The sequence below is a fragment of the Sphingomonas taxi genome, assembly GCF_000764535.1.
Lineage (GTDB): Bacteria > Pseudomonadota > Alphaproteobacteria > Sphingomonadales > Sphingomonadaceae > Sphingomonas > Sphingomonas taxi.
Map to the genome: position 1 here is coordinate 3,410,001 of NZ_CP009571.1, position 23,762 is coordinate 3,433,762.

Genomic DNA, 23,762 nt, shown 5'->3' on the forward strand with positions numbered 1-23,762 from the left:
CTCCGTACCTTCGGAAGAAGGAGGCCCAACATAGGCGCAAGCTCTTGTTGGGGGCACAGGCCAGGGGGTAGCGACTGTTTAGCAAAAACACAGGGCTCTGCTAAGTCGGCTTCAAGACGACGTATAGGGCCTGACGCCTGCCCGGTGCCTGAAGGTTAAGTGGAGGGGTGCAAGCTCTGAAATGAAGCCCAGGTAAACGGCGGCCGTAACTATAACGGTCCTAAGGTAGCGAAATTCCTTGTCGGGTAAGTTCCGACCTGCACGAATGGCGTAACGACTTCCCCACTGTCTCCAGGACATGCTCAGCGAAATTGAATTCTCCGTGAAGATGCGGAGTACCCGCGGTTAGACGGAAAGACCCCGTGCACCTTTACTGCAGCTTCAGAGTGGCATTAGGAAAGAACTGTGTAGCATAGGTGGGAGGCTTTGAAGCGTCGGCGCCAGCTGACGTGGAGCCATAGGTGAAATACCACCCTGTTGTTTTCTGATGTCTAACCTCGTTCCGTAAGCCGGAACAGGGACCCTCTGTGGCGGGTAGTTTGACTGGGGCGGTCGCCTCCTAAAGAGTAACGGAGGCGCGCGATGGTGGGCTCAGGCCGGTTGGAAACCGGCTGTTAGAGTGCAATGGCATAAGCCCGCCTGACTGCGAGACTGACAAGTCGAGCAGAGACGAAAGTCGGTCATAGTGATCCGGTGGTCCCTCGTGGAAGGGCCATCGCTCAACGGATAAAAGGTACGCCGGGGATAACAGGCTGATAACCCCCAAGAGCTCATATCGACGGGGTTGTTTGGCACCTCGATGTCGACTCATCACATCCTGGGGCTGGAGCAGGTCCCAAGGGTTTGGCTGTTCGCCAATTAAAGTGGTACGTGAGTTGGGTTCAGAACGTCGCGAGACAGTTTGGTCCCTATCTGCCGTGGGCGTCGAAATTTGAGAGGAGTTGACCCTAGTACGAGAGGACCGGGTTGAACGTACCTCTGGTGTACCTGTCGTCGTGCCAACGGCGCAGCAGGGTAGCTATGTACGGACGGGATAACCGCTGAAAGCATCTAAGCGGGAAGCCTCCCTCAAGATAAGATTTCATAGGACGGTCGGAGACCACGACCTTGATAGATCGGATGTGGAAGTGCGGTAACGCATGGAGCTAACCGATACTAATTGTCCTATTCGCGCTTGAGAGTCTCACACCATCAATGACAATCCTGGGTCACCAGCGAAACGTCAGCGACGGCGTGGATGATACAAGTCGAACGCCAGAACATACCTTCACAAAGGTGCATCGATTTTGAAAACCCGTCACAATGCAAATTGCGACGGGTTACCCCCAAGCCCGCTTCGCATCCGCCCGCTTCATTGCCTGGTGGCTATAGCGTCGGTGTCCCACCCGATCCCATCCCGAACTCGGCCGTGAAACCCGACTGCGCCGATGGTACTATCGCTCAAGCGATGGAAGAGTAGGTCGTCGCCAGGCATTGCAGCCGGCGGATACGAAGCAACACGCTTAGGGCAAAGAACCCATACACAATTCATCATCCGGTGACGGATGCCAACACCCCCGCCCAAACAGCGGGGGCGTTCGCGTCACAACCCTGTCGCGGGGTGGAGCAGCCCGGTAGCTCGTCAGGCTCATAACCTGAAGGTCACAGGTTCAAATCCTGTCCCCGCAACCAAATTCCACGAAAGCCCCGGCCGATAAGCCGGGGCTTTCTGCATTTCGGGCACATCACCGTGGTCATCTCCGCCGATGGGCTCGTACGGCGCTCGCGCCGAACAGACGCAGCGGGACTGCTTCTCCCATCGTACGATAGCCCGCTTCGTTGGGATGAAGGTGATCGCCGCTGTCATAGGCCGGCAACAGCCGATCCGGATGCGCCGGGTCGCGGATCGCCGCATCGAAGTCGATGACCGCGTCGAACACGGCCGACCGGCGGATCATCGCGTTGATCGCCTGCCGAGTGGCTTCGGTTTGCGCCGAGGCGTGGTAATAGTCGTTGCCGACGAGCGGGGTTATTGTCGCGCCGATCAACCGGATGCCATGTGAGCGCGTACGGGCGGCGAGTTCGTGGTGGGATGCGGTGATTTCGGCGATCAATGCACGCTGCGTGGCGGCGTTTGCGGGGGCGTCGCGGGTCAGGACGCCGAGGTCGTTCACGCCCTCCAGCACGATCGCATAGCGGACGTTCGGCCGCGCGATGACGTCACGATCGAAGCGCGCCATGAGGCTGGGACCGTTGCCGTCGAGCAGGATGCGGTTGCCGCCGATCCCGGCATTGACCACCGAGAGGCCCGCCGTCCCCGGGTTCGCAGCGAGGCGGCGGGCAAAGACGTCGGTCCAACGCGCGTTACCGTCGTCGCGAACGCCGCGGCCGTCGGTGATCGAATCGCCGATCGCGACGATCGCGCCTGCCGTGCCGCCGCCGGCGACCTCGACGTCGGCGAGATCCCACCAGCCGCCAATCTTTTCGGGCGCCGCCAGCGTCGCGGCCGCACTCTGGTCGCCGCGCACGAGGAAGGTCGTCGCGCGCGCGCCGGGGTGGCCGGTATGACGCGTCGCCGGCTTGGGCAGGAACAGGCTGATCGCCAGATCATCACCGGCCTGCGTCGCCAGCAGCACCGGATCCGAATAGATTTCCGCGCCAGCGGGGATGGTGGTCGCGGTGGCGCCGTTGAAGGTCAGCGCGCGATTGCCGGTGACCTGCGGCTGACCCGGTACGCCCCGCGCCAGCCATGCCGCACCAATCCGCAGCGGCGTGTCGCCCATCACGTTGGAAAGGCGGACGCGGACCATCGTGCCGCCGGCGGAGAGATGGACGATCTGGCGGATCGTCACCGGACCGATCGCTGCGATCCGCTCGGCATCCGCCGCTGTGGCCAGCATCTGCGCCGACCCCCAGGCGGGGACCCAGCGTAACGACGGCATCGCGCGCGCCGCGGGCCGCGGATGGAGCGACTGCGACGATCCGCCGGTTGCCAGTCCAGCCAGGACGATCGTCATCGTCGCAAAGCGCCACCGTTTCGTCATTCGCCGCTCCTGATCGCCATCCTCTTGTCCGAGGCTTCGTGTTAGCGTTATCACCAAGTGGCGTACCGCGACAACCGGCGGACGGGGAGAGGATATGCAGCTGCAGCGGATCATGATGGCGATGCTCGCCGCGGCCAGTCCGGCTGCGGCCGCCGCGGCGACGCCGGATTGTGCAGGGCTAGTGACGGCGTGCATGCGCGCGGCACCGGGTGCGGTTGCGCTGCTCGCGCCGGGGCGGCCGACGCTGATTGCGGTCGATGCCGGTGAGGATGCCGGGGTGCGGCGCGCGGCGGATGACCTGGTCGGCGATCTCGTCGCGGTCGGGGGCGGCACCGTGCGGCTGGTGGGCAAGGCGGACGCCGGCACCACGGTCATCGCCGGGACGCTCGGCAGCCCGCTGGTCGGAGCGCTGATCCGCGCCGGTAAGATCGACGTCCGCGGTCTCGACGGGCAATGGGAGGGCTATGTCGAGCAGGTGGTGGAGCGGCCGCTGCCGGGTGTCGATCGCGCGCTGGTGATCGTCGGTGCCGATCGGCGCGGCACGATCTTCGGCCTCTACGACATCAGCGCCAAGGCGGGCGTCAGCCCGTGGACCTGGTGGGCCGACGTGCCCGCGCAACGGCATCCGACGCTCTATCTCACCGCCGGCCGCGTCGCCGACCATCCGGTGGTCAAATATCGCGGCATCTTCATCAACGACGAGGAGCCGGCGTTCGGCGGCTGGGCACGCGCACGGTTCGGCGGGGTCAACCATCTCGCCTATGAGAAACTGTTCACGCTGCTGCTGCGCACCAAGGCCAATTTCCTGTGGCCGGCGATGTGGGGCAAGTCGCTGTGGCAGGACGATCCCGCCTCGGCGCCGCTTGCGCGCGAGATGGGCGTGATCCTCGGCACCTCGCATCACGAACCGATGGAGCGCGCCAATATCGAATGGCAGCGGCAGGGTGGCGGCCCATGGGATTACACCCGCAACGGCGAGCGGCTGCGCGCCTTCTGGCGGGCGGGAATCGCGCGGCGCGGCGTGTCGGAGGACCCGGTGACGATCGGCATGCGCGGCGACGGCGACGAGCCGATGACGCAGGGCACCGCGATCGGCCTGTTGCAGCGGATCATCGCCGACCAGCGCCGTACCATCGCCGAGGTGACCGGCAAGCCCGCCGCCGCCACGCCGCAGGTCTGGGCGCTCTACAAGGAAGTGCAGGATTATTACGATCAGGGGATGCGCGTTCCCGACGACGTCACCCTGCTGTTTGCCGACGACAATTGGGGCAACATCCGCCGACTGCCGGTGCCGGGCGAACAGCGCGCGGGCGGGGCCGGCGTCTATTATCATTTCGATTACGTCGGCGGCCCGCGCAACTACAAATGGCTCGACACCAATGCGGTGCCGCGGGTCTGGCAACAGATGGCGATGGCGCACCAGTTCGGCGCCGACCGCCTGTGGATCGTCAACGTCGGTGATCTCAAGCCGATGGAATATGCGACCAGCTTCTTCCTGGCGATGGCGTGGGACCCCAATCGGATGACCGAGGCGGCGATGCAGGCCTATCCGGCGCGCTGGGCGGCGCAGCAATTCGGTGCGGCGCAGGGACCGGCGATCGGCGCGCTGATCGTCGAATACGGCCGGCTCGCCAGCCGCCGCAAGCCCGAGCTGATCGATGCCGATACCTATGCCGGGACCGCGGGCGGCTGGGCGCGCGTGCTCGGCGAATGGACTGGGCTGGCGGCGCGCGCGGGGCGGCTGGCTGCGGCGATCCCGACGGAGCGGCGCGATGCCTATGACGAACTGGTGCTGCACCGGATCGATGCGATGACCAACCTGCATCGGCTTTATGCGGCGGTCGCCGCCAATCGCCGTGCGGCGCAGACCGGCGATGCCGCGGCGACGGCGCGCTGGGCGACGGCGGCGCGCGGCTATTTCGCCGAGGATGCCGCGCTGCGCCGCCGCTACGAAGGCCTGGCCGGCGGCAAATGGCCGGAGATGATGGCGCAGACGCATGTCGGCTATACCGGCTGGCAGCAGCCCGACGTGGACGTGATGCCGGCGCTGGCGACGGTGGCGGCGCCGCTGCCGGTGCCTGCGATGGCAACGCCGCCGCTGCGGAGCATCGCCGCGGATGCGGGCCGGGCGATCGACGGCGCCGGCGTCCGCTGGCAGCGCGTGGCGGGCTTTACCGCCGCGGGCGCGGCGATGATCGCGACGCCGGCGACCGCGCCGGCGATCGAGCGACCGGGCGGGGCCGGGCCGCAGCTCGCTTATGCGATCGACCTGCCGGCGGGGGCACGCCGCTTCGACGTGGTCGCCGCGCCGGGGCTCGACGTGCGCGGCACCGGGCGTCATCGGGTGGCGCTCTCGCTGGACGGCGGTGCGCCGGTGATCGTCGACCTGCTCGCCGGCGAAACCGAGGCGCGCTGGGGCAAGGCGGTCGCCGACAATCGCCGCGTCGCCGGCGCGACGCTGCCGGTGACGCGTGCGGGGCGGCACGTGCTGCATGTCTGGCTGGTCGACCCGCAAGTGGTGATCGAGGGGATCGAGGTGGCGGGCTAGGAGGGGTCGAGAGTGACGATCCGGTCCGTCGACGCTTCGGCCTGTTTGTCAGCCCGGCTTTGACTCGGGGGGCCGCTTTCCCGGTCGGCCTTTGTCGAGAACGTAGCGAGACCTTGGATCGAGTCGAGACCTTAGCAAGACTACCCCAGTGCTCCTGCGAAAGCAGGAGCCCAGGATCCAAATCGGTACAAGACGTTGCTTTGCTTGGCCCTAGGCTCCTGCTTTCGCAGGAGCACTGTGTCGTTCGCACCGGCGATGAGGACTCTTGCAAGGGATGAATCCAAGGCCGAGTAACGGCCGGACGTGTCGCGGTTGCGGCGCCGATCGGTGCGGGCGCGGGGTCACCGCATCGGTGCGGCCGCCAGTGCCGCGGCGATCGCGGCGCGCATCGGTTTGGGGTGGAGTGCGACGTCATAGGGGGTCGGGCGGCGCTTGACGCCGTCGGGGCGCGGTTCGAAGCCTTCGATCCAGCTGTGCGCGTCGCTCAAGCCCCAGCACAGCACGTCGCGCAGCTTGGGATAGGACAAAGTGATGTCGAGATAGGCGCGGGTGAAGTCCGCGACCGCGCGGTCGCGCGAGGGAATCGCGGCGGGCAGATGGTTGTCGCGGACGTCGAGTTCGGTGATCAGCAGGCCATAGCCCATCGCCGTCACCGCATCGAGGAAGCGTCGCCAGTCGCCCTCCAGCCGCGCGACCGCGGCGCCGGTATCGATCCCCTGGGTGACGAGGTGCGACTGGACGCCGAGCGCGTCGACCGGCACGCCCCGCCGCCGGAAGCCTTCGAGCAGGCGCAGCACCCCGTCGCGATGCGCGGCGTTGCCCGGCTCCCAGCTCATATAATCGTTGTAGACGAGCTGCGCCTGCGGCGCCGCCGACCGCGCGGTGTGGAAGGCGAGATCGAGCGTCGCCTCCGGGCCGCCCAGCGCCTTCGACAGGCTCGTGTCGTAGAGCTTGCCGTCTTCCGGCCGCACCGCTTCGTTGACGACGTCGTAGCTGGCGATGCGCCGGCCGTAGCGGTCGAGGACGGTGCGGATATGGGTGGTCAGCAGCGCTTCGGCGGCGGCATGCGGCTGCGCGCCGAAATCATAATCGTTGAGCCAGCGCGGAAACCATTTCGGCTGGTGCCACAGCAGGTTGTGGCCGCGCACCGCGAGATGCTCGCGTTCGGCCCAAGCCATGATCGCGTCGAAATGCGCGAAGGCGAAGGTGGTCGGCGTCGGGCGGAGATGCTGCCACTTCATCTCGTTCTCGGCGACGATCAGGCCGCATTGCGCCGCGATCAGCCGCGCATAGGCAGGATCGGCGACGGGCACGCCGTCGCGCCCGCCCGCCTGCCACGGCACCGCCGTGCCGAAGCGCAGTCCACGCCGCGCCGCAATGCCCTGCAGGCTGGCGGGGGCCGCGGCGGCGGCGAGCGGCGCGGCGGCGGCGAGCGGCGCGGCGGCAGTGACCGCCGCGGTCGCGACGGCACCGGCGAGCAGCTCGCGGCGTGACGGGGGCATAAGCAATCCTCTCGATCGTTGTTAGCGCGATCATTCGCGCTGGCGGTGCTTTGGTCAAGTCACCGTGGCGCAGAGGAAAACCGTGTTCTGCCCGTATCTTGCGGCGCGGATTGGGGCGGCGGGCGGATCAGGGGGCGAGGCGGCAGGCGGCGATGCGTACCGGGTTGCAGCGGGCCATCGCACCACCGGGCAAGGTGACGCGGAAGGCGAGGTGGGCGGGATCGGGCGCGCCGGGGTAATAATCGGTGCTCACCGCCTGCGCGCCGCTCGCCGCGGCGGCGGCGGCCTTGCCGAGGTCGTGCGCGCGCGCCTCGACGGTGTTGGCGTCGGTGCGGGTGCGGACGATCAGCCCCTGCGCGACCCAATGGCGGATCGCGGCGCCATCGACCAGCGGGTCCTGCACGATCTCGACCGCCGCCTCGGGCTGATCGTCGGAATACCAGCCGAACATCGCGCGGCCGGCGAGCGAGGGATGGCCGGCGCGATAGACGGCGGAGACCGCGTCGCGGACGTCGAGCAGCACGTAGACGCGGCCGCGCGCCGATTCGAGCGACGGCCAGCCGCGGGTGGTGACCGCGACGTGCAGCGTGGCGGCGGTCCCGCGCACCTCGTCGGGCGTGATCAGGCGCTTGCCGGGCAATGCGGCGCGGATTTCGGCGTCGAGCGCGTCGAGCAGTCCCGCGTCGTCGAGCGGCAGCGGCGGGCTGATCCGCGCATCCCTGCCCGGCGTGTCGGCGGCGTTGATCGTGACCATGATCGGCAGGTGGCGCGGATGTGCGCGCGACCAGGCGTCGATCTCGCCGAGGCAACGGCGCAGCGTGACGCAGGTCGAGAGATAGTCGACGTCGGGGATGTGGAAAACCTTGAAGCCCGGGCGCAGCATTGCCGGGCGGTCGAAACCGGTCGCCTCACCCGCGGCGCGGGCGATGCCCTCGCCCTTGGGATCGGCGTAGCGGCCGCCCTCGGGATCGGCGAAGACGTCGATCTCGAGCTGGCGCACGCCCGCGTCGAGCTGGCGCGCGAGCGGCAGGTGGTAATAATCGAGCGCCTCGGCAAGCTTCGGGTCGGCGGCGCGCAGCCGGGCCATCACCGCCGCCGGGATGCGCGCCTTGAAGCTGTTGTGCGAGCCGACGACCTGGATGTCGTTCATCGCCTGCGGCCGCCGTTCGGCGGCGCTGCCCAACGCGGCGAGTGCCAGCAACGGCAAAGCGAGGGTGCGGAGCCGCATCGATCAGAACTCCGCACGCGCGCCGAACAGGATCGTCCGGCCGTAATAATTGATCTCGCCGAAGCGCAGCGTGTCGTCATTGTAGGTATAGGCGCGGGCACCGGCGAGGTTGATGCCCTCGACGCTGAACATCAGCTGCGGGGTGACGCGCAGCGACAGATTGCCGTCGAGTGACCCGAACGGCGCGGTGAAGGTCGGTGCCTGGCTGGTGCTGCCGGTGCCCGACAGATATTTGTCGCGCCAGACGTAGGACAGGCGGGCGGACACCGGACCGTAATCGTAGAAGCCGACGAGATTGTAGCTCTGCTTCGACAGGCCGAGCATCTCGTTGCGCAACACGCGATTGCCGGCGGTGTAGTTCGCCTCCACCGACGTGTGCGTATAGGACGCCTGAATACCGAGGCCGTCGAGCGGCTTGGGCAGGAAGGTGAAGACCTGATTATAAGCGGCCTCGAAGCCGTAGACCTTCGCCTTGCCGCCGTTGACCGAGGTGCTGAGCAGCACGGTGCCGCGGTTGGGAATGTCGATATTGACGTTCTGCGCCGTGATATAGTCGTCGAGGTTCTTGTAGAAAAGGGCGCCGGTGAGCGCGCCGCGACGGTTGAAATACCATTCGAGCGAGCCGTCGAACTGGGTCGCGAGGAACGGGTTGAGCTGCGGGTTGCCGCCGCTCGCGGTCGCCGCATCGGTCGAGACGGTGATGCGCGGTGCGGAATCGGTGATGTTGGGGCGGGTCAGCACGCGGCTCGCGGCGAGGCGGGCGACGAGCTTCGGCGTCAGCTCGGCACGCAGGTTGAAGCTCGGCAGTATGTTGTCGAACGTCTTGGGATAGCTGACCGCCTGGGGGGTGCTGCCGGTGGTCAGGGTGCCGCTCGCGACCTGATCGGTGTGGACGTAGCGCGCGCCGATATTGCCCGTCACCTCGACCGAACCGAGCATCACGCCGTAATCGGCGCGGACATAAGCGGCGGCGATCTTCTCGCTGGTGACGAACGACGACCGCCGGTCCGCCGGGGTCAGCGCCGCATTGGCGATCGCCGGGGTGAACAGCGCGTCGTAATAGGCCTTGGTGACGGGCACCAGCCAGGTGCGCGGGCTGTTGCCGGTGACGCCGGCGAGGAAGTCGTCATAGGGCAGTTGCTGATAGGCGCCCGAGCCGAGCACCGACAGCGGCTGGCCGGTGACGGTGTTGATGAGAAAGTCGCGGCGGCGATAGTCGCGCTTGCGCCAGTGATATTCGCCGCCCGCCGCGATCTTGCGGAGCAGGCCGTCGCCGACGTCATAGCTTAGGTCGGCGCGGCCATAGGCGTCCCAATCCTTGCTGTTCTTGGGCGCGATGTTGAAGGTGGTGACGGCATAGTTCGCCGGATTGGTCAGGTCGCGGGTGGTGGTGAGCGTCGGCAGCACCTTGTAGCCGCCCGAGGCGTCATAGGTCAGCGGCGCGATGAACTGCGCGCGGCTGCGCACCGTGCCCTCGGCGTTGCTCGGGTGGTAGCTGTGCGCGGTCGACCAGCTGCCGTCGGCCGAGGCGTGCCAGCGACCCTGGTCGAAGCTCTGGCGCAGCGCGACGGTGAGCAGGTCGTGGCGGTTGAGGCTGTATTCGCGCGACGCCATGAAGCGCGCGTTGTTGATCGTCGCGCCGACCACGGTGTTGCCGCTGATCTTGGTCGAGCCGGGAACGATGGCGGCCGGATTTTTCTTGTCGCCGGAATCGTCGGGATAGATGTCGATGCCGAATTCGTCATAGGCGACGTCGAGCCGCGTCGCGATCACGTCGAGCGTGGTGCGCAGGGCGGGCGTCGGCTGCCATTGCGCGGAGACGATGCCCGACAGGCGCTTGCGATCCTCCGTTTCGATCGTCGGGCGCGTCCGCGTCGGCGTGTACAGGCCGCTCGCGCTGCCGAGCAGATTGGTGTTCCAGCCGAAGTTCATGAAGCGGTCGTTGCGGACCTGCTTGCCCCAATATTGCGCGCCGGCGAGGATGCCGACCGTCTCGTCCGGGCTGCGGTAGCTGGTCAGCAGCGTGGCATTGGGCTCGACGCGGTGCGTCTGCGCGGTGAAGGTGTAGCGCGAATTGAGCGTCGTGCGCGTGCCGATATCGAGCGGGTGGAAGGTCTTGACGTCGATATTGCCGCCGAGCGCGCCCTCGTTCATGTCCGGCGTCGGCGTCTTGACGACGTCGATGCTCGAGACGAACTCGGCGGGCAGCATCTCGAAGCGGAACTGGCGGCCGTTGGCGCCGCCGTTCTCGATCAGGTCGTTGAGCGCGACGGTGCGGCCGTTGACCAGGGTGTTCTGGAACTGCGGGCCGAGGCCGCGAACGCTGACGTACAGCCCCTCGCCGCGTGGCCGGGTGATCGCGACACCGGGCACCACCTGCAACGCCTCGGCGACGTTCTGCGCCGGGAATTTGCCGATGTCGGTCGAGGCGATCGAATCGAGGCCGTAGGCGGCCTTGCGTTTGGCCTCGGTGGCGGTGGCGATGCTGCGCGCATAGCTGCCGGTGACGACGATCTCGCCGTCCTGCTCCGCATCGCCCGTCGGCGCGTCGGTGGTGCTGGCCGGATTGGTCTGTGCGAGCGCGGCCGGCGTGGCGAGCAGCGCCGCGAGCGTGAGCGGCAGCGTGGCGCCGATCAGGCGCGAAGTACGAAGCATGTGTAGTCCCCCTGGCGTTATGCCGTTCGCCACGCCGCTAGGTGGCTAAGGTTACAGGCCAAAGTAATACCAATTTCATTTTGATGACGGAGGCGGCTTTGGGTACTTCGCTGCGCCGCACAATTATCGTGATTAAAATATAGTCCGAGACAGACATAATTCTTGAGCTTGCGCTCGACATCGCAACAACGGCGGCTGGCGTATTGATCGACATCTATACGACCAAACAGTTTGGGGCCGATGCGATAATGCTGGAACGGAACCGGCGATTGAATGTTGCTGCTCTCAACACAAAGGGGAGTTCTCAGCGTGAGTCACGATGTCAGTCCGATCGACGCGCTTGCGGCGCATGCCGAACAGCGCAAGGACCGAAGGGCCTTTTTCAAGGCGGCAGTAGGGGCGGCGGCCGTCGGGGCCGGCGCCTTTTTGGTAAGCAATCCCGCGCAGGCGCAGACCCTGACCGATGCGGACATTCTCAACTTCGCGTTGAACCTCGAATATCTCGAGGCGAACTTCTATTATTATGCCGTCTACGGTCGTGGCATCCCGGCGACGTCGATCACCGGCGTCGGTACGCCGGTCGCGGCGACGGGCGGCAAGCAGGTCATTTTCCAGGATTCGCTGCTCGCTGAAATGGCACGCGAGATCGCCGAAGACGAACTCGCCCACGTCAATTTCCTCCGCACCGCGTTGGGATCCGCCGCGGTCGCTCAGCCCGCGATCGACATCGGCGTTTCGGCGACCAGCGCGTTCAGCGTCGCGGCACAGGCGGCGACGCTCGTCCCGGCCGGCGGCGTCTTCGATCCCTATGCGTCGGATCTCGCCTTCCTCTATGGCGCGTTCCTGTTCGAGGACGTCGGCGTCACCGCCTATAAGGGCGCCTCGTCGCTGCTGACCAACAAGACCTATCTCGATGCCGCGGCGGGCATCCTTGCCGCCGAAGCCTATCACGCCAGCATGATCCGCACGACGATCGATCAACTCGGCGGCAACGCCGGGCTGAAGGCATCGACGATCCGCGGCGATACCGAGCTCGTCTCGAACGCGCGCGACAGCCTCGACGGCACCAGCGACCTCGACCAGGGCATCGCCTATGTCAGCTCGGGTGCCGGGGATACCTCGAACATCGCGCCTACCGACGGCAACGGCATCGCTTTCGGCCGTACGACCGGGCAGGTCCTCAACATCGTCTACCTGAACAAGGCTCAGGTCACCGCCGGCGGCTTCTTCCCGTCCGGTGTCAACGGCACCATCCGCAGCAGCGCCAACAACGCCTGAGCCTCGGGTTCAAAGGGGATATCCTATGATCGATCGTGAAACGCTTCTCGAAGTGTTCGACATCGCCGAGCGCCGGCGGAACGAACGCCGCCGCTTTATCAAGATGGCGGGCACCGCCGTCGCCGCGACCGCCGGAGCTTCGATGCTCGCCGCCTGTGGCAACGATGACGACCAATATGCACCGCCGGTCACGCCGACGCCCACGCCGACGTCGACCGCGGGTCTTCCCGCAGGCGATGTCGACGTGCTGAACTTCGCGCTGAACCTCGAATATCTCGAAGCGAATTATTATACCTTCGCGGCGTTTGGCAGCGGCATCAACTCGACGGTACAGACCGGAACCGGCACTCAGGGTACGGTAACCGGTGGCGCTAAAGTGCCGTTCGCCGATGCATCGGTCGCGGCCTATGCCCGCGAGATCGCCGCGGACGAGAATCAGCACGTCGCGTTCCTGCGCCAGCAGCTCGGTTCGTCGGCGGTGGCGATGCCCGCGATCAACATCGATGGCGGCGCCAATGGCGCATTCACTGCCGCGGCGCGCGCCGCCGGCGTGGTCGGCGCGACGGGGACGTTCAATCCCTATGCGTCGGACGAGAACTGGCTGCTCGGCGGCATGCTGCTGTCCGACGTCGGCGTCACCGCCTATAAGGGATCGGCGTCGCTGATCTCGAACAAGGTCATTCTCGACGCGGCGGCCGGCATCCTTGCGGTGGAGGCCTATCATTCGGGCCTGCTGCGCACGTTGCTGTACCGCAAGGGGCTGGCGATGCCGGCGCTGCGCACCAACGCAGACCTGATCTCCAATGCCCGCGACACCGTCGACAACGGCTTCGACGACGATCAGGGGATCAGCCCGACGACGATCAACGGCGGCGCGGCATCGAACATCGTGCCCGCGGACAGCAACGGCATCGTATTCGGCCGGACGGCGGGCGACGTGCTCAACGTCGCCTACCTCAACGCCGGTGCGGTGAGCAGCGGCGGCTTCTTCCCGGCCGGCGTCAACGGCAACATCAAGACCTCGACCGCCGCATAACGGCAGGGGTCAGGTCGCCGGCACGCGCATCGCCTGCGCGTGCCGGTCGACCAGCACCGCGCTCGCCGCGTTGAGGCCGACCACCTCCACGGCGATGCCGTGGCGGCGCATTCTGGTCACCACCTCTTCGAGCGCACCGACCGCGGTCACGTCCCACAGGTGCGCCTGCGTCAGGTCGATGCGGACGTGCCGGGCGGTATCCGCCAGATCGAACCGGTCAGCGAAGATCTCCGCACTGGCGAAGAAGATCTGCCCGGCGACGCGATAGTCGCGCGTATCCGTCGCCGCATCATAGGCGACCGTCACCTGCATCAGCCGGGTGACCTTGAAGGCGAAGAAGACGCCGCTCAGCAGCACGCCGACCGCCACCCCCGCCGACAGGTCGTGTGTCGTCACGGTCACCGCGACGGTGGCGAGCATTACCGCGCCCGACGTCTTGGGATGGCGGACGAGGTCGCGCAGCGATCCCCAGGAGAAGGTGCTGATCGACACCATGATCATGATCGCGACCAGCGCTGCGACCGGCACCTGCGCGACCCAAGGGCGCAGCGGCACCATGACGACGAGCAGGAACACGCCGGCGACCAGCGTCGACAGCCGGCCGCGCCCGCCATAGCGGACGTTGCCGACGGTCTGGCCGACCATGCCGCAGCCGGCGATGCCGCCGAACAGTCCGGCGGCGATATTGGCAAGGCCGAGACCGCTGCATTCGCGCGCCTTCGAACTGGTCGTCTCGGTAAGGTCGTCGACGACGCTGGCGGTCATCATCGATTCGAGCAGGCCGACCGCGGCCATCGCCAGCGCGTAGGGCGCGACGATCGTTAGCGTCTGCCAGTCGAGGGGCACCGACGGCCAGCCGAACTGCGGCAGCGAGGCGGGCAGGCGGCCGAGGTCGGCGATCGTGCGCAGCGGCATCGGCAGCGCGGTGCTGATCGCGGTCAGCACGACGATGCAGATCAGCGGCGACGGGACGATATTGGTCACGCGCGGCGCCAGATAGATGATCGCGAGGCCAAGGCCGATCATCGCATAGGTGTGCCAGTCGACGCCGATCAGCTGCGGCAGCTGCGCCGAGAAGATCAGGATCGCCAGCGCGTTGACGAAGCCGGTGCGCACCGAGCGCGAGACGAAGCGCATCAACACGTCGAGCTTGAGCAGCCCGAATGCGACCTGGAACAGGCCGGCGAGCAGGGTCGCGGCGAGGAGATAGTGGAGGCCGTGCGCGTGGACGAGCGCGGCGGCGACGAGCGCGACCGAGCCGGCGGCACCCGAGATCATCGCCGGGCGGCCGCCGGCGATCGCGATGACGATGCCGATGACGAAGGAGGCGAACAGGCCGACTTCGGGATCGATGCCGGCGACGAAGGAGAAAGCGATGACCTCCGGGATCAGTGCGAAGGTGCCGACCATGCCGGCGAGCACGTCGCGGCGCGCGCCGGCGGGGCTCGAAAACCATTCGGCGCGGTAACGGGACAGGGAAAGACTAATCATGACTTAGAAATCCGCATGACCGCTCCGGCGCCGCCGGCGGCGACGCGTCAATGTTCGGGAGCGGTTGCGTTGTCCGGCGGATCGGCGGCCGGAATAGCCACCCGGATTTGCACCGGGTCCAGGCGAATGCCGGCCGCCTAGCCCGATCCGTGCTGCAGCGCAATAGGCGGGCTCAGTCGACCAGGCCGGGCCCCTCGACGATCAGCGCCAGCCCGATGGCGTGGCGTGCGGCGGCGGGCAATCGTACCTCCAGTGCGTCGCCGGTGCGGGTGAAGGGCAGCGGCGCGCCGTTGCCGGGCAACGACACGCGGCGCACCTCGCCGCGACCGACCGGATTGTCGCGGCCGAGCAGGGTCAGCCGCGCGACGCCGTCCGCGGGCCAGCCGAGCACCAGCGCGTGCAGCGCCTTGCCGCGGGTGACGTAGCGGATGTCGCGCGCGGTATAACCGGTGTCGCGGCCGCCCTCCGAGAAGCTGCCCGCGCCGGCGCCGCCTGGCCCCTCGCCGTGGATGCGCCACGGGCGGGTGGCATAGATCGCCGCGCCGTTGATCCGCATCCACGCACCGATCTCCCCGACGATCTGGCGTTCGCGCGCATCGATCGTGCCGTCGCCCTTGATCGGCACGCTGAGCATCATGTTGCCGTTCTTGGACACGACGTCGCACAATGTGTGCAGCACCTTGGCGGGGGTTTTGTAGAGGTTCTCGCGCTCATATTGCGCGCCGTAGAACCAATTGCCGAGGCAGGTTTCGGTCTGCCACGGATAGGGGTCGATGAAGCTCTTCTGCCCACGCTCGACGACGTCGACGAGGCCCATACGGCGCTGCGGCGGCGTCTCCTTGGCGGTGACGACGCCCTCCAGCCGGCCGCCGTGGCGCGCCATGTTGCGGTTGTAGAAATAGGCGGTGATGTCGAGCCCGGCCTGTTGCAACGGCAGATCGTGATTGTCGAAATAGAGCATGTCGGGCTCGTATCTGTCGATCAGCTCGCGGCAGCGCAGGGTCCAGCGGCGGACATAGTCGGGATCGGGCGGCACGCCCTCGTTCCACAATCCGTCGGTGGCGGCATGCCACGCACCGGCTTCGGCGAGCGAGCCGATGCCGTCGAGCATCGCCATCGACGCGCCTGTGTAGAGCTGTTGCGGGTCGAGCCCGTCCCACCATGCGCCGCGGCCCTGCGCGCGGGTCAGCGTCGCGGCGTCGTAGCGCTGGCCGCGACGCGGGCCGACGGGATCGTAGCCATAGGCGGGCTGGTTCCAGTGCCAGGCGTGGGCGCTGTGGTTGGAGACGGCGAAGCGCAGCCCGCGCTCACGCGCCAGCTTCGCCCAGATGCCGACGATGTCCTTCTTCGGGCCGACGCGCGTCGAATTCCACGGCTGGTGCGTCGAGGCGAAACAGTCGAGATTGTCGTGATGGTTGGCGAGCGCCATGAAATAGCGCGCGCCTGCGCCCTTGTAGAGGTCGAGCAGCTCGGCCGGGTCCCAATGTTCGGCGCGCCACCGGTTCTGGATCTGCATGAAGCCGATGTCGGCGGGATGGCCGTAGGTCTTCAGATGATGGTCGTAGGTGGGGTGGCCCTGAAGGTACATGTTGCGCGCGTACCAATCGTCGCCGATGCCGGGGACCGAAGGCGCCGCCCAATGCGCCCAGATGCCGAACTTGGCGTCGCGGAACCAGTCGGGGGCGGAATAGCCGGCGGCGAGCGACCCCCAGTCGGCGGTGAAGCGTGGCGGCGGCGCGACCTTGGCCGGGCGCAGCGCCGCGTGCGGCGGCGCGGCGGCGGCGATGCCCGGTGCCGCCTGGGCGAGGCCGAGCGCGGCGCTGCCGGCGAGGAAGCTGCGGCGATCGACGCTCATCGACCGCCCCCCAGCGTCTTGGCGACCGCGGCGAGCGCGAGCGGACGCATCACCGCATAGCCCGCCGGGGTCGGATGGACGCCGTCGCTGGCGAGGCCGGGCTTCATCCCGCCCTCCGCCGTGGTCAGCGCGGCGTGATAGTCGACGTAGGTATAGCCATGCGCCGTGGCATAGCCGCGCAGCCAGCGGTTGAAGGCGAGGATCTGCGGCGCCGGGTGCTTCTCCGGGCTCCACGGAAAGGCGGCGGCGGGCGGGATCGAGGCGAGGATCACCTTGATGCCGTGCGCGTGCGCCAACTCCGCCATCGTCTCGATATTGCCCTGCACCGTCTCCACCGTCGCGGCGCCGGTGTTGCCGGCGATGTCGTTGGTGCCGGCCATGATGTGCACCGCCTTGGGGCGGAGCGCGATCACGTCCTGGCGGAAGCGCAGCAGCATCTGCGGCGTGGTCTGGCCGCTGATGCCGCGATCGACGAGGCCGTGCGTGAACAGCGACGGATCGGCGCCGATCCAATTGTCGGTGATCGAGTCGCCCATGAAGACGACGCGCGCCGGCTCGGTGAGCGCGGCATTCTGTGCGCGATAGCGGCAGAGCTGGCCGTGGTCGCGCGTCAGCATGTGGAGGTTCCACATCTGCCAGCCCTGGCCGTCGGCGGGTTTGGAGTGCGCGGGGCACGGATCGGCGACGATGCCGACGGGGTCGCCGGCATAGGGATCGCCGGGCACGTTGGTCTGCGCCGAGACGGCGGAGGCCGTCAGGCACAGGCCGGCGGCGAGAAGCTTGGGATAGCGCATCAGAGGGTCCTCTTCGTCTTGCTGGCCAGCGCGGCCGCGATTGCGGCGCGGGCGACCGGCGCCATGCGGGCGTAGCCGGCGGCGAGCGGATGGATGCCGTCGACGGTATAGTCGCGACCCATCAGCCCGTTGTCGTCGGCGAGCGCGGTTTCGTAATCGGCGAAGGCATAGCCGCGCCGCTTGCAGAAGCCGCGTAGCCATTGGTTGAGCGCGTGCAATTCGGCGGGCTTGCGCTCGCGCACCACGTCGCGCGCGGCGGGGGTGTAATCGTTGACCGGCAGCAGCGCGCCGAACACCATTGCGATACCGTGGCGGTCGGCGATGTCGGCCATCGCCTGCCAATGGTCTTCGATCTGCTCGGGGGTCTCGCGTTGCAGCACGCCCTGCACGTCGTTGACGCCGGCGAGGATCACCACGGCCGCGGGCCGCAGGGCCACGACGTCGGGCAGGAAGCGCAGCAGCAATTGCGCGGTCACCTGCCCGCCGATGCCGCGATTGACATAGGGCTGGCCGGGGAAGCTGGCGGCGAGATCCCAGCGGTCGGTTATGGAGTCGCCGAGGAAGACGACGCGCTGCTCACCGGCGCGCGGCGGTGGCAGCGCCGCATTGGCGGGCGCGTAGAGATAGCGTTCGCCGAAATCCTCCATCAGCACCGGCACCAGCCGCGCGCGATAGGGACCGAGCCACGGACCCCAATCCTTCTCGACTGCAGTGCGACGTGGCGGCGCGCTCTGATAGTCGCGCCCCCGCGCGCCGCCGGCGAGCAGCAGCGCCGCCAGCGCGAACGGGATGGCCGCCATCCGGCGGTTCATGCGGTCTCGGCCGTGCCGGCGAGATCGCCGAGCGCTGGATCGAGCGCCGCGGCAATGGTCGCGGCGGCGGCGCGCAGCACGTCCTGCGTTTGGGCGATCGGTACCAGGCTGCCGGGGCCGTCGACGAATGGCACGGTGAGCGCGGCGCGGGCGGCGCCGAACGACAGGATCGGGACGGACAGATCGGTGATGCCGTTGAGCAGCGGGCTCGGCGACGTGCCGCCGCCTGCGGCGAGGATCGCGGCGAGCTGGGTGGCGAGCGCGGCGTCGTCGATCGTGTCACCGGTTGCGCGGACCTCGTCGAGCATCGCCGCACGCGTGTCCTCGGGCTGGAAGGCGAGCAGGATGCGGCCCGAGGCGGAGCGGTGGAGCGGCCGGCGATAGCCGACGCGCACCGCGAAGCCGGAGAGGCCCGGCGCCTCGACCCCGGCGATCGCCACCATCTCCGCGCCCGAGACGACGACGAGGTGGCAGCTCTGCCCGGTTTGACGTGCCAGCGTGCGCATCACCGGCAGCGCGGTGGAGACGAGATCGCGCACCGGCGGCTGTCCCATGCTGAGCGCGAAGAGCCGGTTGGTGAGCCGATAGCCGTCGTCGCCACGCGCGATGTAGCGATGCGCCTCGAGCACCTGCAGCATCCGGAAGATCTCGCTGACCGAGCGGCCGAGCGCGGTCGAGACGTCCGACATGGTGAGCGGCACGCTCGACGCGGCGAGCAGCTCGAGGATTTCGAGCCCCTTGGTCAATGCGGGCGCCTGATAGCGCACTTTGGTCGTCATATGCCCTCCCCCGGGTCGTCGTTCTTACGTTGCGGCTTGCCGCCGTTCTTCGTCCACCCGTCACCCCGTTCCCGGGGCCACCGGGCCACCGGGGAGGTGACGGAGCAAGTGGGCGACGACGTGTCCCTCGTCCTGCCGATGCGCCATCCCACCTCGTAAGTGCGCAGCGTGGCAAGGAAAATCCGCAGATGAAAGTGATTTTTACATTTCATATCGCGGCGGGAGGGCATAGACCCTCGGTCAAATCCCGCGAACCGCGACCGTTCGTGGAGAGAGTGGGAGAGGTTTAATGAACCCGAGCGTCGCCGTACAGGACGATGATGGCGCAATGCCCGCCGGTCGCGGCGCGCTGCTGCTGACGATCGGCCTGTTCTTCCTGTGGGGCATGGCCAACAATCTCAACGACATCCTGATCGCACATTTCCGCGCGGTGTTCACGTTGAGCGATCTGCAATCAGGCCTCGTCCAGTCGGCCTTCTACCTCGGCTATTTCTGCTTCGCGATTCCCGGCGCGATCGTGATGCAGCGGTTCGGCTACAAGACCGCGGTGGTGCAGGGGCTGGTGCTGTTCGGCATCGGTGCCTTGCTGTTCTGGCCGGCGTCGCTGATGCTGAGCTACGGCTTCTTCCTGCTCGCGCTGTTCGTCATCGCCAGCGGCCTCGCCTTCCTCGAAACCGCGGCCAATCCGATGGTCGCCGCGCTCGGCAGCGCGGAGACCGCGGAGCGGCGGCTCAACCTCGCGCAGGCGTTCAATCCGTTGGGTTCGATCGCCGGCGTGACGCTCGGCGCGACCTTCATCCTCGCCGACGAGCGCGCGGGCGACGTCGCCGCCGCCTCTGCGGTGCGGTTGCCGTATCTCGTCATCGCCTTGCTCGTCTTCGCCTGGGCGGCGGTGATCGTCGTCACGCGCTTTCCCGCGGTGGCGACGCGGCCCAGCGAACCGGAGGCACGCACGCCCGGCGCCTATCGCAAATTGCTGGCGTCGCCGCGCTATCTCGCCGGGGTGGGCACGCAATTCCTCTACGTCGGCGCGCAGGTCGGGGTGTGGAGTTTCCTCATCCGCTATGTCGCGGTCGAGCTGCCGTCGCTCGGCACGCAGCGCGCGGCGTGGCTGCTGACGCTGTCGCTGGCGTTGTTCATGGCCGGACGGTTCGTCGGCGCGGCGCTGATGGCGCGTATCTCGGGCGCGCGGTTGATGCTGATCTTCGCGGTCGTCGATGCATTGCTGTGCGCGGTCGCCGCATTCGTCGGCGGGCCGGTCGGCGTCGCGGCGCTGGTGCTGTCGAGCGCGCTGATGTCGATCATGTATCCGACGATCTTCGTGCTGACGCTGCGCGGGCTCGGTCCGCTCACCAAGCCGGGGGCGTCGCTGCTGGTGATGGCGATCATCGGTGGCGCGGTGCTGACCGCGGTGATGGGCTATGTGTCCGACATCGGGTCGATCCGCTTCGCGATGCTGGTGCCCGCCGCCTGTTTCGTCGGCGTCGCGCTGTTCGCGCGGCTGCATCGCGGCACGGCGGTGACGGCATGAGCGTGGCCGCGCTGCCGCGTTTCGGCATGGGAACCGCGGCGATCGGCAACCTGTATCGCGTCGTCGGCGATGACGAGGCGATGGCGACGGTCGCCGCGGCGCTGGCGGCCGGGATCGCCTATTTCGACACCGCGCCGCATTACGGCTTCGGCCTCGCCGAGCGGCGGCTGGGGGCGGCGCTCGCCGCACACGACCCGGCGGGGCGGGCGCTGGTCTCGACCAAGGTCGGGCGGCTGTTGGTGCCGACCGAGGCGCAGGGCACCCGGCACGGCTTCGTCGATGCCGATCCGTTCGAGCCGGCGTTCGATTACGGCGCGGACGGCATTCGTGCGTCGTTCGCGGCGAGCCTCGCGCGGCTGCAACGCGAGCGCATTGATCTGTTGTTCGCGCACGATCTCGGCCGGATGACGCATGGCGACGATCATCCCCGGCATCTCGCCGCCTTCCTCGACGGCGGGCATGCGGCGATGGTTGGCTTGAAGGAGGCCGGCGCGGTCGGGGGAATCGGCATCGGCGTCAACGAGATCGCGGTGTGCGACGAATTGCTCGACCACGTCGATCTCGACGTCATCCTGCTCGCCGGACGCTATACGCTGCTCGACCGCAGCGCGGCGCGGCTGCTCGATCGTTGCGCCGAGCGCGGCGTGCGGGTGATCGTCGGCGGGCCGTACAATAGCGGTATCCTCGCCGCCGACCCCGCCGAGGCCGATCCGCAGCGGCTGCATTACGATTATGCGGCGCCCGACGCGGCGATCGTCGCGCGGACCCGGGCGCTGGCCGCCGCCTGTGCGCAGGCGGGGGTGGCGCTGCCCACCGCGGCGTTGCATTTCCCGCTGCGCCACCCGGCGGTCGCCTGCGTCGTCGCCGGGCTGGTCGGCGAGGATCAGGTCGCGGCGATGGTGGCGCGGATCGCGACGCCGGTGCCCGCCGCCGCCTGGCCGCTGCTCGATCCCCTCCCGCAACCGGAGCCGACGTCTACCGTGACCAACCAGTTGATCCTGCTCCACCCCGACGACAACGTCCTGATCTGCGTCGCGCCGATCGCGGCGGGCGACGTGCTGCCGATCGGCGGCGGCACCGTGCCGGCGCGCGAGGGCATCACCGTCGGCCACAAGATCGCGCGGCATCGCCTCGCGCTGGGCGACAAGGTCATCAAATATGGCGCGCCGATCGGGTCGATGACCGCGGCCGCCGACACCGGCGATTGGGTCCATATGCACAATATGAAAAGCGACTATATCGCCAGCCACACGCGCGCGACGATGACCGAGGCACGGGCATGATCCGCGGCTATGCGCGCGCCGACGGCCGCAAGGGCATCCGCAACACCGTCGCGGTCGCCTATCTGGTCGAATGCGCGCATCACGTCGCGCGGCGGATCGTCGACAAGGCGGACGATCCCGACGTCCATCTGATCGGCTTTCCCGGCTGCTATCCTAATGCCTATGCCGCCAAGGTGATGGAGGCGGTGGCGACGCATCCCAACGTCGGCGGACTGGTGATCGTCTCGCTCGGCTGCGAGAGCTTCGACCGCGAGCGGTTGCAGGCGCTGGTCGCGGCGAGCGGGCGGCCGGCCGAGCTGCTCGTCATCCAGCAGACGGGCGGCACCGCCGCGACGATCGCCGCCGGCCTCGCCGCGGTGGCACGCGTGCAGGCGGAGATCGCCGGCGTGGAGCGCGTGGCGATGGGGATCGACGAATTGGTCGTCGGCACGATCTGCGGCGGCTCGGACGGCACCAGCGGCATCACCGCCAATCCGGCGGTCGGCCGCGCCTTCGATACGCTGGTCGGGGCCGGCGCGACCTGCATCTTCGAGGAGACGGGTGAACTCGTCGGCTGCGAGGGGATCATGGCCGATCGCGCGATCACCCCCGAACTGGGCGAGGAATTGATCGCCAGCGTCGCCAAGGCCGAACGTTACTATACGATCATGGGCTTCGGCAGCTTCGCCCCCGGCAATGCCGAGGGCGGACTGACGACGCAGGAAGAGAAATCGATGGGGGCCTATTCCAAATCGGGCTCCTCGCCGATCAGTGGCATCATCAAGCCCGGCGACGTGCCGCCGGCGGGCGGGCTGTATCTGCTCGACGTGGTGCCCGACGGCGAGCCGCGCTTCGGCTTTCCCAACATCTCCGACAATGCCGAGATCGTCGAGATGATCGCGTCGGGCTGTCACCTGACGATCTTCACCACCGGGCGCGGCTCCGTGGTGGGATCGGCGATCGCGCCGGTGATCAAGGTGTGCGCCAATCCCGAGACCGCGCGGCGCCTCGCCGCCGACATGGACATCAACGCCGGCCGTATCCTCGAAGGCGCGGCGACGCTGGACGAGGTGGGCGCCGAGATCGTCGATGCGGTGCTTGCCGTCGCGGGCGGGCAGCGCAGCGTCTCCGAAGAGCTGGGCCATCGCGAATTCATCCTCACCTACAAGGCTTTCGACCCGATCGGCCCGGCCTGCCTGCCGATCGCCCAACGCAGGACTGCAGCATGAGTAAACGACTGGACGGGAAGGTGGCTTTGGTCACCGCAGCGGCGCGCGGCATCGGCCGTGCGACGGCGGAGCGATTCGCCGCCGAGGGGGCGCGGGTGATCGCCACCGACCGCGACCTCGACGCGCTCGACGGGATCGTCGGTTGCGAAACGCGCGCGCTCGACGTCACCGACGGCGCGGCGGTGACCGCGCTGGCGGCGGAGATCGGGCGGATCGACGTGCTCGCCAACGTCGCCGGCATCGTCCACGCCGGCACCATCCTCGATTGCAGCGAGGCGGAATGGGATCAGGCGATCGCGATCAACATGACCGCGATGTACCGCACCGTCCGCGCCTTCCTGCCGGCGATGCTGGCGGGCGGCGGCGGCGCGATCGTCAACGTCTCGTCGATCGCCAGTTCGGTGAAGGGCATTCCCAACCGCTTCGCTTACGGCGCGACCAAGGCGGGCGTCATCGGCCTGACCAAGGCGGTCGCCGCCGACTTCGTCGGCCAGGGCATTCGCTGCAACGCGATCTGCCCCGGCACGATCGACACGCCGTCGTTGCAGCAGCGGCTGCACGACACCGGCGATTATGCGGCGGCGCAGGCGGCGTTCGTCGCACGCCAGCCGATGGGGCGGCTCGGCCGGGCCGAGGAGATCGCCGCGCTGGCCTTGTATCTGGCGAGCGACGAGGCGGCGTTCACCACCGGCGCGGTGCATGTCATCGACGGCGGCTGGGTGAATTGAGCGGCGGACCG

General features: G+C 67.9%; 16 protein-coding genes, 1 tRNA gene, 2 rRNA genes and 1 other annotated feature (1 of these 20 only partly in view). Of the genes, 10 read left to right on the top strand and 9 right to left on the bottom strand.

Annotation, left to right across the window (positions count from 1 at the left end; genetic code table 11):
- From MC45_RS15610 to MC45_RS15620, 3 genes are all read left to right on the top strand, one after another.
- Window positions 1–1,179: ribosomal RNA gene (locus MC45_RS15610) — 23S ribosomal RNA — on the top strand; it begins 1,616 nt to the left of the window's first position.
- Window positions 1,180–1,357: 178 nt separating this feature from the next.
- Window positions 1,358–1,472: ribosomal RNA gene (gene rrf, locus MC45_RS15615) — 5S ribosomal RNA — on the top strand.
- A 122-nt stretch (window positions 1,473–1,594) separates the two neighbouring features.
- Window positions 1,595–1,671 (top strand) — tRNA-Met (locus tag MC45_RS15620).
- A 62-nt stretch (window positions 1,672–1,733) separates the two neighbouring features.
- Here the strand turns inward: MC45_RS15620 and MC45_RS15625 are convergent.
- Window positions 1,734–3,023: an SGNH/GDSL hydrolase family protein gene (locus tag MC45_RS15625; RefSeq protein ID WP_245640747.1), complete on the bottom strand. Its 1,290-nt coding sequence runs from the start codon at window positions 3,021–3,023 to the stop codon at window positions 1,734–1,736.
- A gap of 94 nt (window positions 3,024–3,117) precedes the next feature.
- Between MC45_RS15625 and MC45_RS15630 the strand changes: the two genes are divergently transcribed.
- A complete protein-coding gene (locus MC45_RS15630; RefSeq protein ID WP_081974471.1) occupies window positions 3,118–5,571 on the top strand; it encodes a glycosyl hydrolase 115 family protein in 2,454 nt (817 codons plus the stop codon).
- Window positions 5,572–5,912: 341 nt separating this feature from the next.
- Here MC45_RS15630 and MC45_RS15635 read toward each other — a convergent pair whose 3' ends face one another.
- The 3 genes from MC45_RS15635 to MC45_RS15645 all read right to left on the bottom strand — a co-directional run bounded on the left by MC45_RS15635 (window position 5,913) and on the right by MC45_RS15645 (window position 10,956).
- Window positions 5,913–7,073, bottom strand: a complete 1,161-nt coding sequence (locus tag MC45_RS15635) for an endo-1,4-beta-xylanase (protein ID WP_038665130.1) — start codon at window positions 7,071–7,073, stop codon at window positions 5,913–5,915.
- 127 nt (window positions 7,074–7,200) lie between these two features.
- The gene (locus MC45_RS15640) at window positions 7,201–8,301 is read right to left on the bottom strand and encodes a Ca2+-dependent phosphoinositide-specific phospholipase C (protein ID WP_038665133.1); all 1,101 of its coding nucleotides are present in this window, start codon (window positions 8,299–8,301) and stop codon (window positions 7,201–7,203) included.
- 3 nt (window positions 8,302–8,304) lie between these two features.
- Window positions 8,305–10,956 carry a TonB-dependent receptor gene (locus tag MC45_RS15645; protein ID WP_038665136.1) on the bottom strand — a complete coding sequence of 884 codons (2,652 nt, stop codon included), beginning with the start codon at window positions 10,954–10,956 and terminating at the stop codon, window positions 8,305–8,307.
- Between the two features lie 309 nt (window positions 10,957–11,265).
- Here MC45_RS15645 and MC45_RS15650 point away from each other — a divergent pair, with 309 nt between their 5' ends.
- Window positions 11,266–12,234 carry a ferritin-like domain-containing protein gene (locus MC45_RS15650; protein ID WP_052075705.1) on the top strand — a complete coding sequence of 323 codons (969 nt, stop codon included), beginning with the start codon at window positions 11,266–11,268 and terminating at the stop codon, window positions 12,232–12,234.
- A gap of 25 nt (window positions 12,235–12,259) precedes the next feature.
- Window positions 12,260–13,270 (top strand): ferritin-like domain-containing protein, encoded by a 1,011-nt coding sequence (locus tag MC45_RS15655; RefSeq protein ID WP_038665139.1) that lies wholly within the window; start codon window positions 12,260–12,262, stop codon window positions 13,268–13,270.
- 9 nt (window positions 13,271–13,279) lie between these two features.
- On the opposite strand, the gene MC45_RS15660 is transcribed toward MC45_RS15655, so the two are convergent.
- The 5 genes from MC45_RS15660 to MC45_RS15680 form a co-directional block, all read right to left on the bottom strand.
- A complete protein-coding gene (locus tag MC45_RS15660; protein ID WP_081974563.1) occupies window positions 13,280–14,758 on the bottom strand; it encodes a SulP family inorganic anion transporter in 1,479 nt (492 codons plus the stop codon).
- Between the two features lie 70 nt (window positions 14,759–14,828).
- Window positions 14,829–14,884, bottom strand: a sequence feature (sul1 is cis-regulatory element that is thought to sense ions involved in sulfur or methionine metabolism; They are found in Alphaproteobacteria).
- 49 nt (window positions 14,885–14,933) lie between these two features.
- A complete protein-coding gene (locus MC45_RS15665; protein ID WP_038665145.1) occupies window positions 14,934–16,616 on the bottom strand; it encodes an alpha-L-fucosidase in 1,683 nt (560 codons plus the stop codon).
- Window positions 16,613–17,410 carry an SGNH/GDSL hydrolase family protein gene (locus tag MC45_RS15670; RefSeq protein ID WP_156143854.1) on the bottom strand — a complete coding sequence of 266 codons (798 nt, stop codon included), beginning with the start codon at window positions 17,408–17,410 and terminating at the stop codon, window positions 16,613–16,615. Before MC45_RS15670 ends, MC45_RS15665 begins: the two co-directional genes overlap by 4 nt.
- Window positions 17,410–18,210 (bottom strand): GDSL-type esterase/lipase family protein, encoded by an 801-nt coding sequence (locus tag MC45_RS15675; protein WP_038667636.1) that lies wholly within the window; start codon window positions 18,208–18,210, stop codon window positions 17,410–17,412. Before MC45_RS15675 ends, MC45_RS15670 begins: the two co-directional genes overlap by 1 nt.
- An 8-nt stretch (window positions 18,211–18,218) precedes the next feature.
- A complete protein-coding gene (locus tag MC45_RS15680) occupies window positions 18,219–19,001 on the bottom strand; it encodes an IclR family transcriptional regulator (protein WP_038665148.1) in 783 nt (260 codons plus the stop codon).
- 289 nt (window positions 19,002–19,290) lie between these two features.
- Here MC45_RS15680 and fucP point away from each other — a divergent pair, with 289 nt between their 5' ends.
- The 4 genes from fucP to MC45_RS15700 are packed head-to-tail and all read left to right on the top strand — an operon-like array spanning window position 19,291 to window position 23,751.
- Window positions 19,291–20,532 (top strand): L-fucose:H+ symporter permease, encoded by a 1,242-nt coding sequence (gene fucP, locus MC45_RS15685; RefSeq protein WP_052075706.1) that lies wholly within the window; start codon window positions 19,291–19,293, stop codon window positions 20,530–20,532.
- Window positions 20,529–21,815, top strand: coding sequence for an aldo/keto reductase (locus tag MC45_RS15690; RefSeq protein ID WP_245640748.1), 1,287 nt, complete (start codon window positions 20,529–20,531; stop codon window positions 21,813–21,815). The genes fucP and MC45_RS15690 overlap by 4 nt, the downstream gene beginning before the upstream one ends.
- Window positions 21,812–23,023, top strand: coding sequence for a UxaA family hydrolase (locus MC45_RS15695; RefSeq protein WP_038665152.1), 1,212 nt, complete (start codon window positions 21,812–21,814; stop codon window positions 23,021–23,023). Before MC45_RS15690 ends, MC45_RS15695 begins: the two co-directional genes overlap by 4 nt.
- Window positions 23,020–23,751 carry an SDR family oxidoreductase gene (locus tag MC45_RS15700; protein ID WP_038665154.1) on the top strand — a complete coding sequence of 244 codons (732 nt, stop codon included), beginning with the start codon at window positions 23,020–23,022 and terminating at the stop codon, window positions 23,749–23,751. The genes MC45_RS15695 and MC45_RS15700 overlap by 4 nt, the downstream gene beginning before the upstream one ends.
- Window positions 23,752–23,762 lie beyond the last annotated feature (11 nt).

Coding starts and splice junctions, on each gene's coding strand:
- MC45_RS15625 (WP_245640747.1), bottom strand. CDS start 3,023: ATGACGAAACGGTGGCGCTTTGCGACGATGACGATCGTCCTGGCTGGA.
- MC45_RS15630 (WP_081974471.1), top strand. CDS start 3,118: ATGCAGCTGCAGCGGATCATGATGGCGATGCTCGCCGCGGCCAGTCCG.
- MC45_RS15635 (WP_038665130.1), bottom strand. CDS start 7,073: ATGCCCCCGTCACGCCGCGAGCTGCTCGCCGGTGCCGTCGCGACCGCG.
- MC45_RS15640 (WP_038665133.1), bottom strand. CDS start 8,301: ATGCGGCTCCGCACCCTCGCTTTGCCGTTGCTGGCACTCGCCGCGTTG.
- MC45_RS15645 (WP_038665136.1), bottom strand. CDS start 10,956: ATGCTTCGTACTTCGCGCCTGATCGGCGCCACGCTGCCGCTCACGCTC.
- MC45_RS15655 (WP_038665139.1), top strand. CDS start 12,260: ATGATCGATCGTGAAACGCTTCTCGAAGTGTTCGACATCGCCGAGCGC.
- MC45_RS15665 (WP_038665145.1), bottom strand. CDS start 16,616: ATGAGCGTCGATCGCCGCAGCTTCCTCGCCGGCAGCGCCGCGCTCGGC.
- MC45_RS15670 (WP_156143854.1), bottom strand. CDS start 17,410: ATGCGCTATCCCAAGCTTCTCGCCGCCGGCCTGTGCCTGACGGCCTCC.
- MC45_RS15675 (WP_038667636.1), bottom strand. CDS start 18,210: ATGGCGGCCATCCCGTTCGCGCTGGCGGCGCTGCTGCTCGCCGGCGGC.
- MC45_RS15680 (WP_038665148.1), bottom strand. CDS start 19,001: ATGACGACCAAAGTGCGCTATCAGGCGCCCGCATTGACCAAGGGGCTC.
- fucP (WP_052075706.1), top strand. CDS start 19,291: ATGAACCCGAGCGTCGCCGTACAGGACGATGATGGCGCAATGCCCGCC.
- MC45_RS15690 (WP_245640748.1), top strand. CDS start 20,529: ATGAGCGTGGCCGCGCTGCCGCGTTTCGGCATGGGAACCGCGGCGATC.
- MC45_RS15695 (WP_038665152.1), top strand. CDS start 21,812: ATGATCCGCGGCTATGCGCGCGCCGACGGCCGCAAGGGCATCCGCAAC.
- MC45_RS15700 (WP_038665154.1), top strand. CDS start 23,020: ATGAGTAAACGACTGGACGGGAAGGTGGCTTTGGTCACCGCAGCGGCG.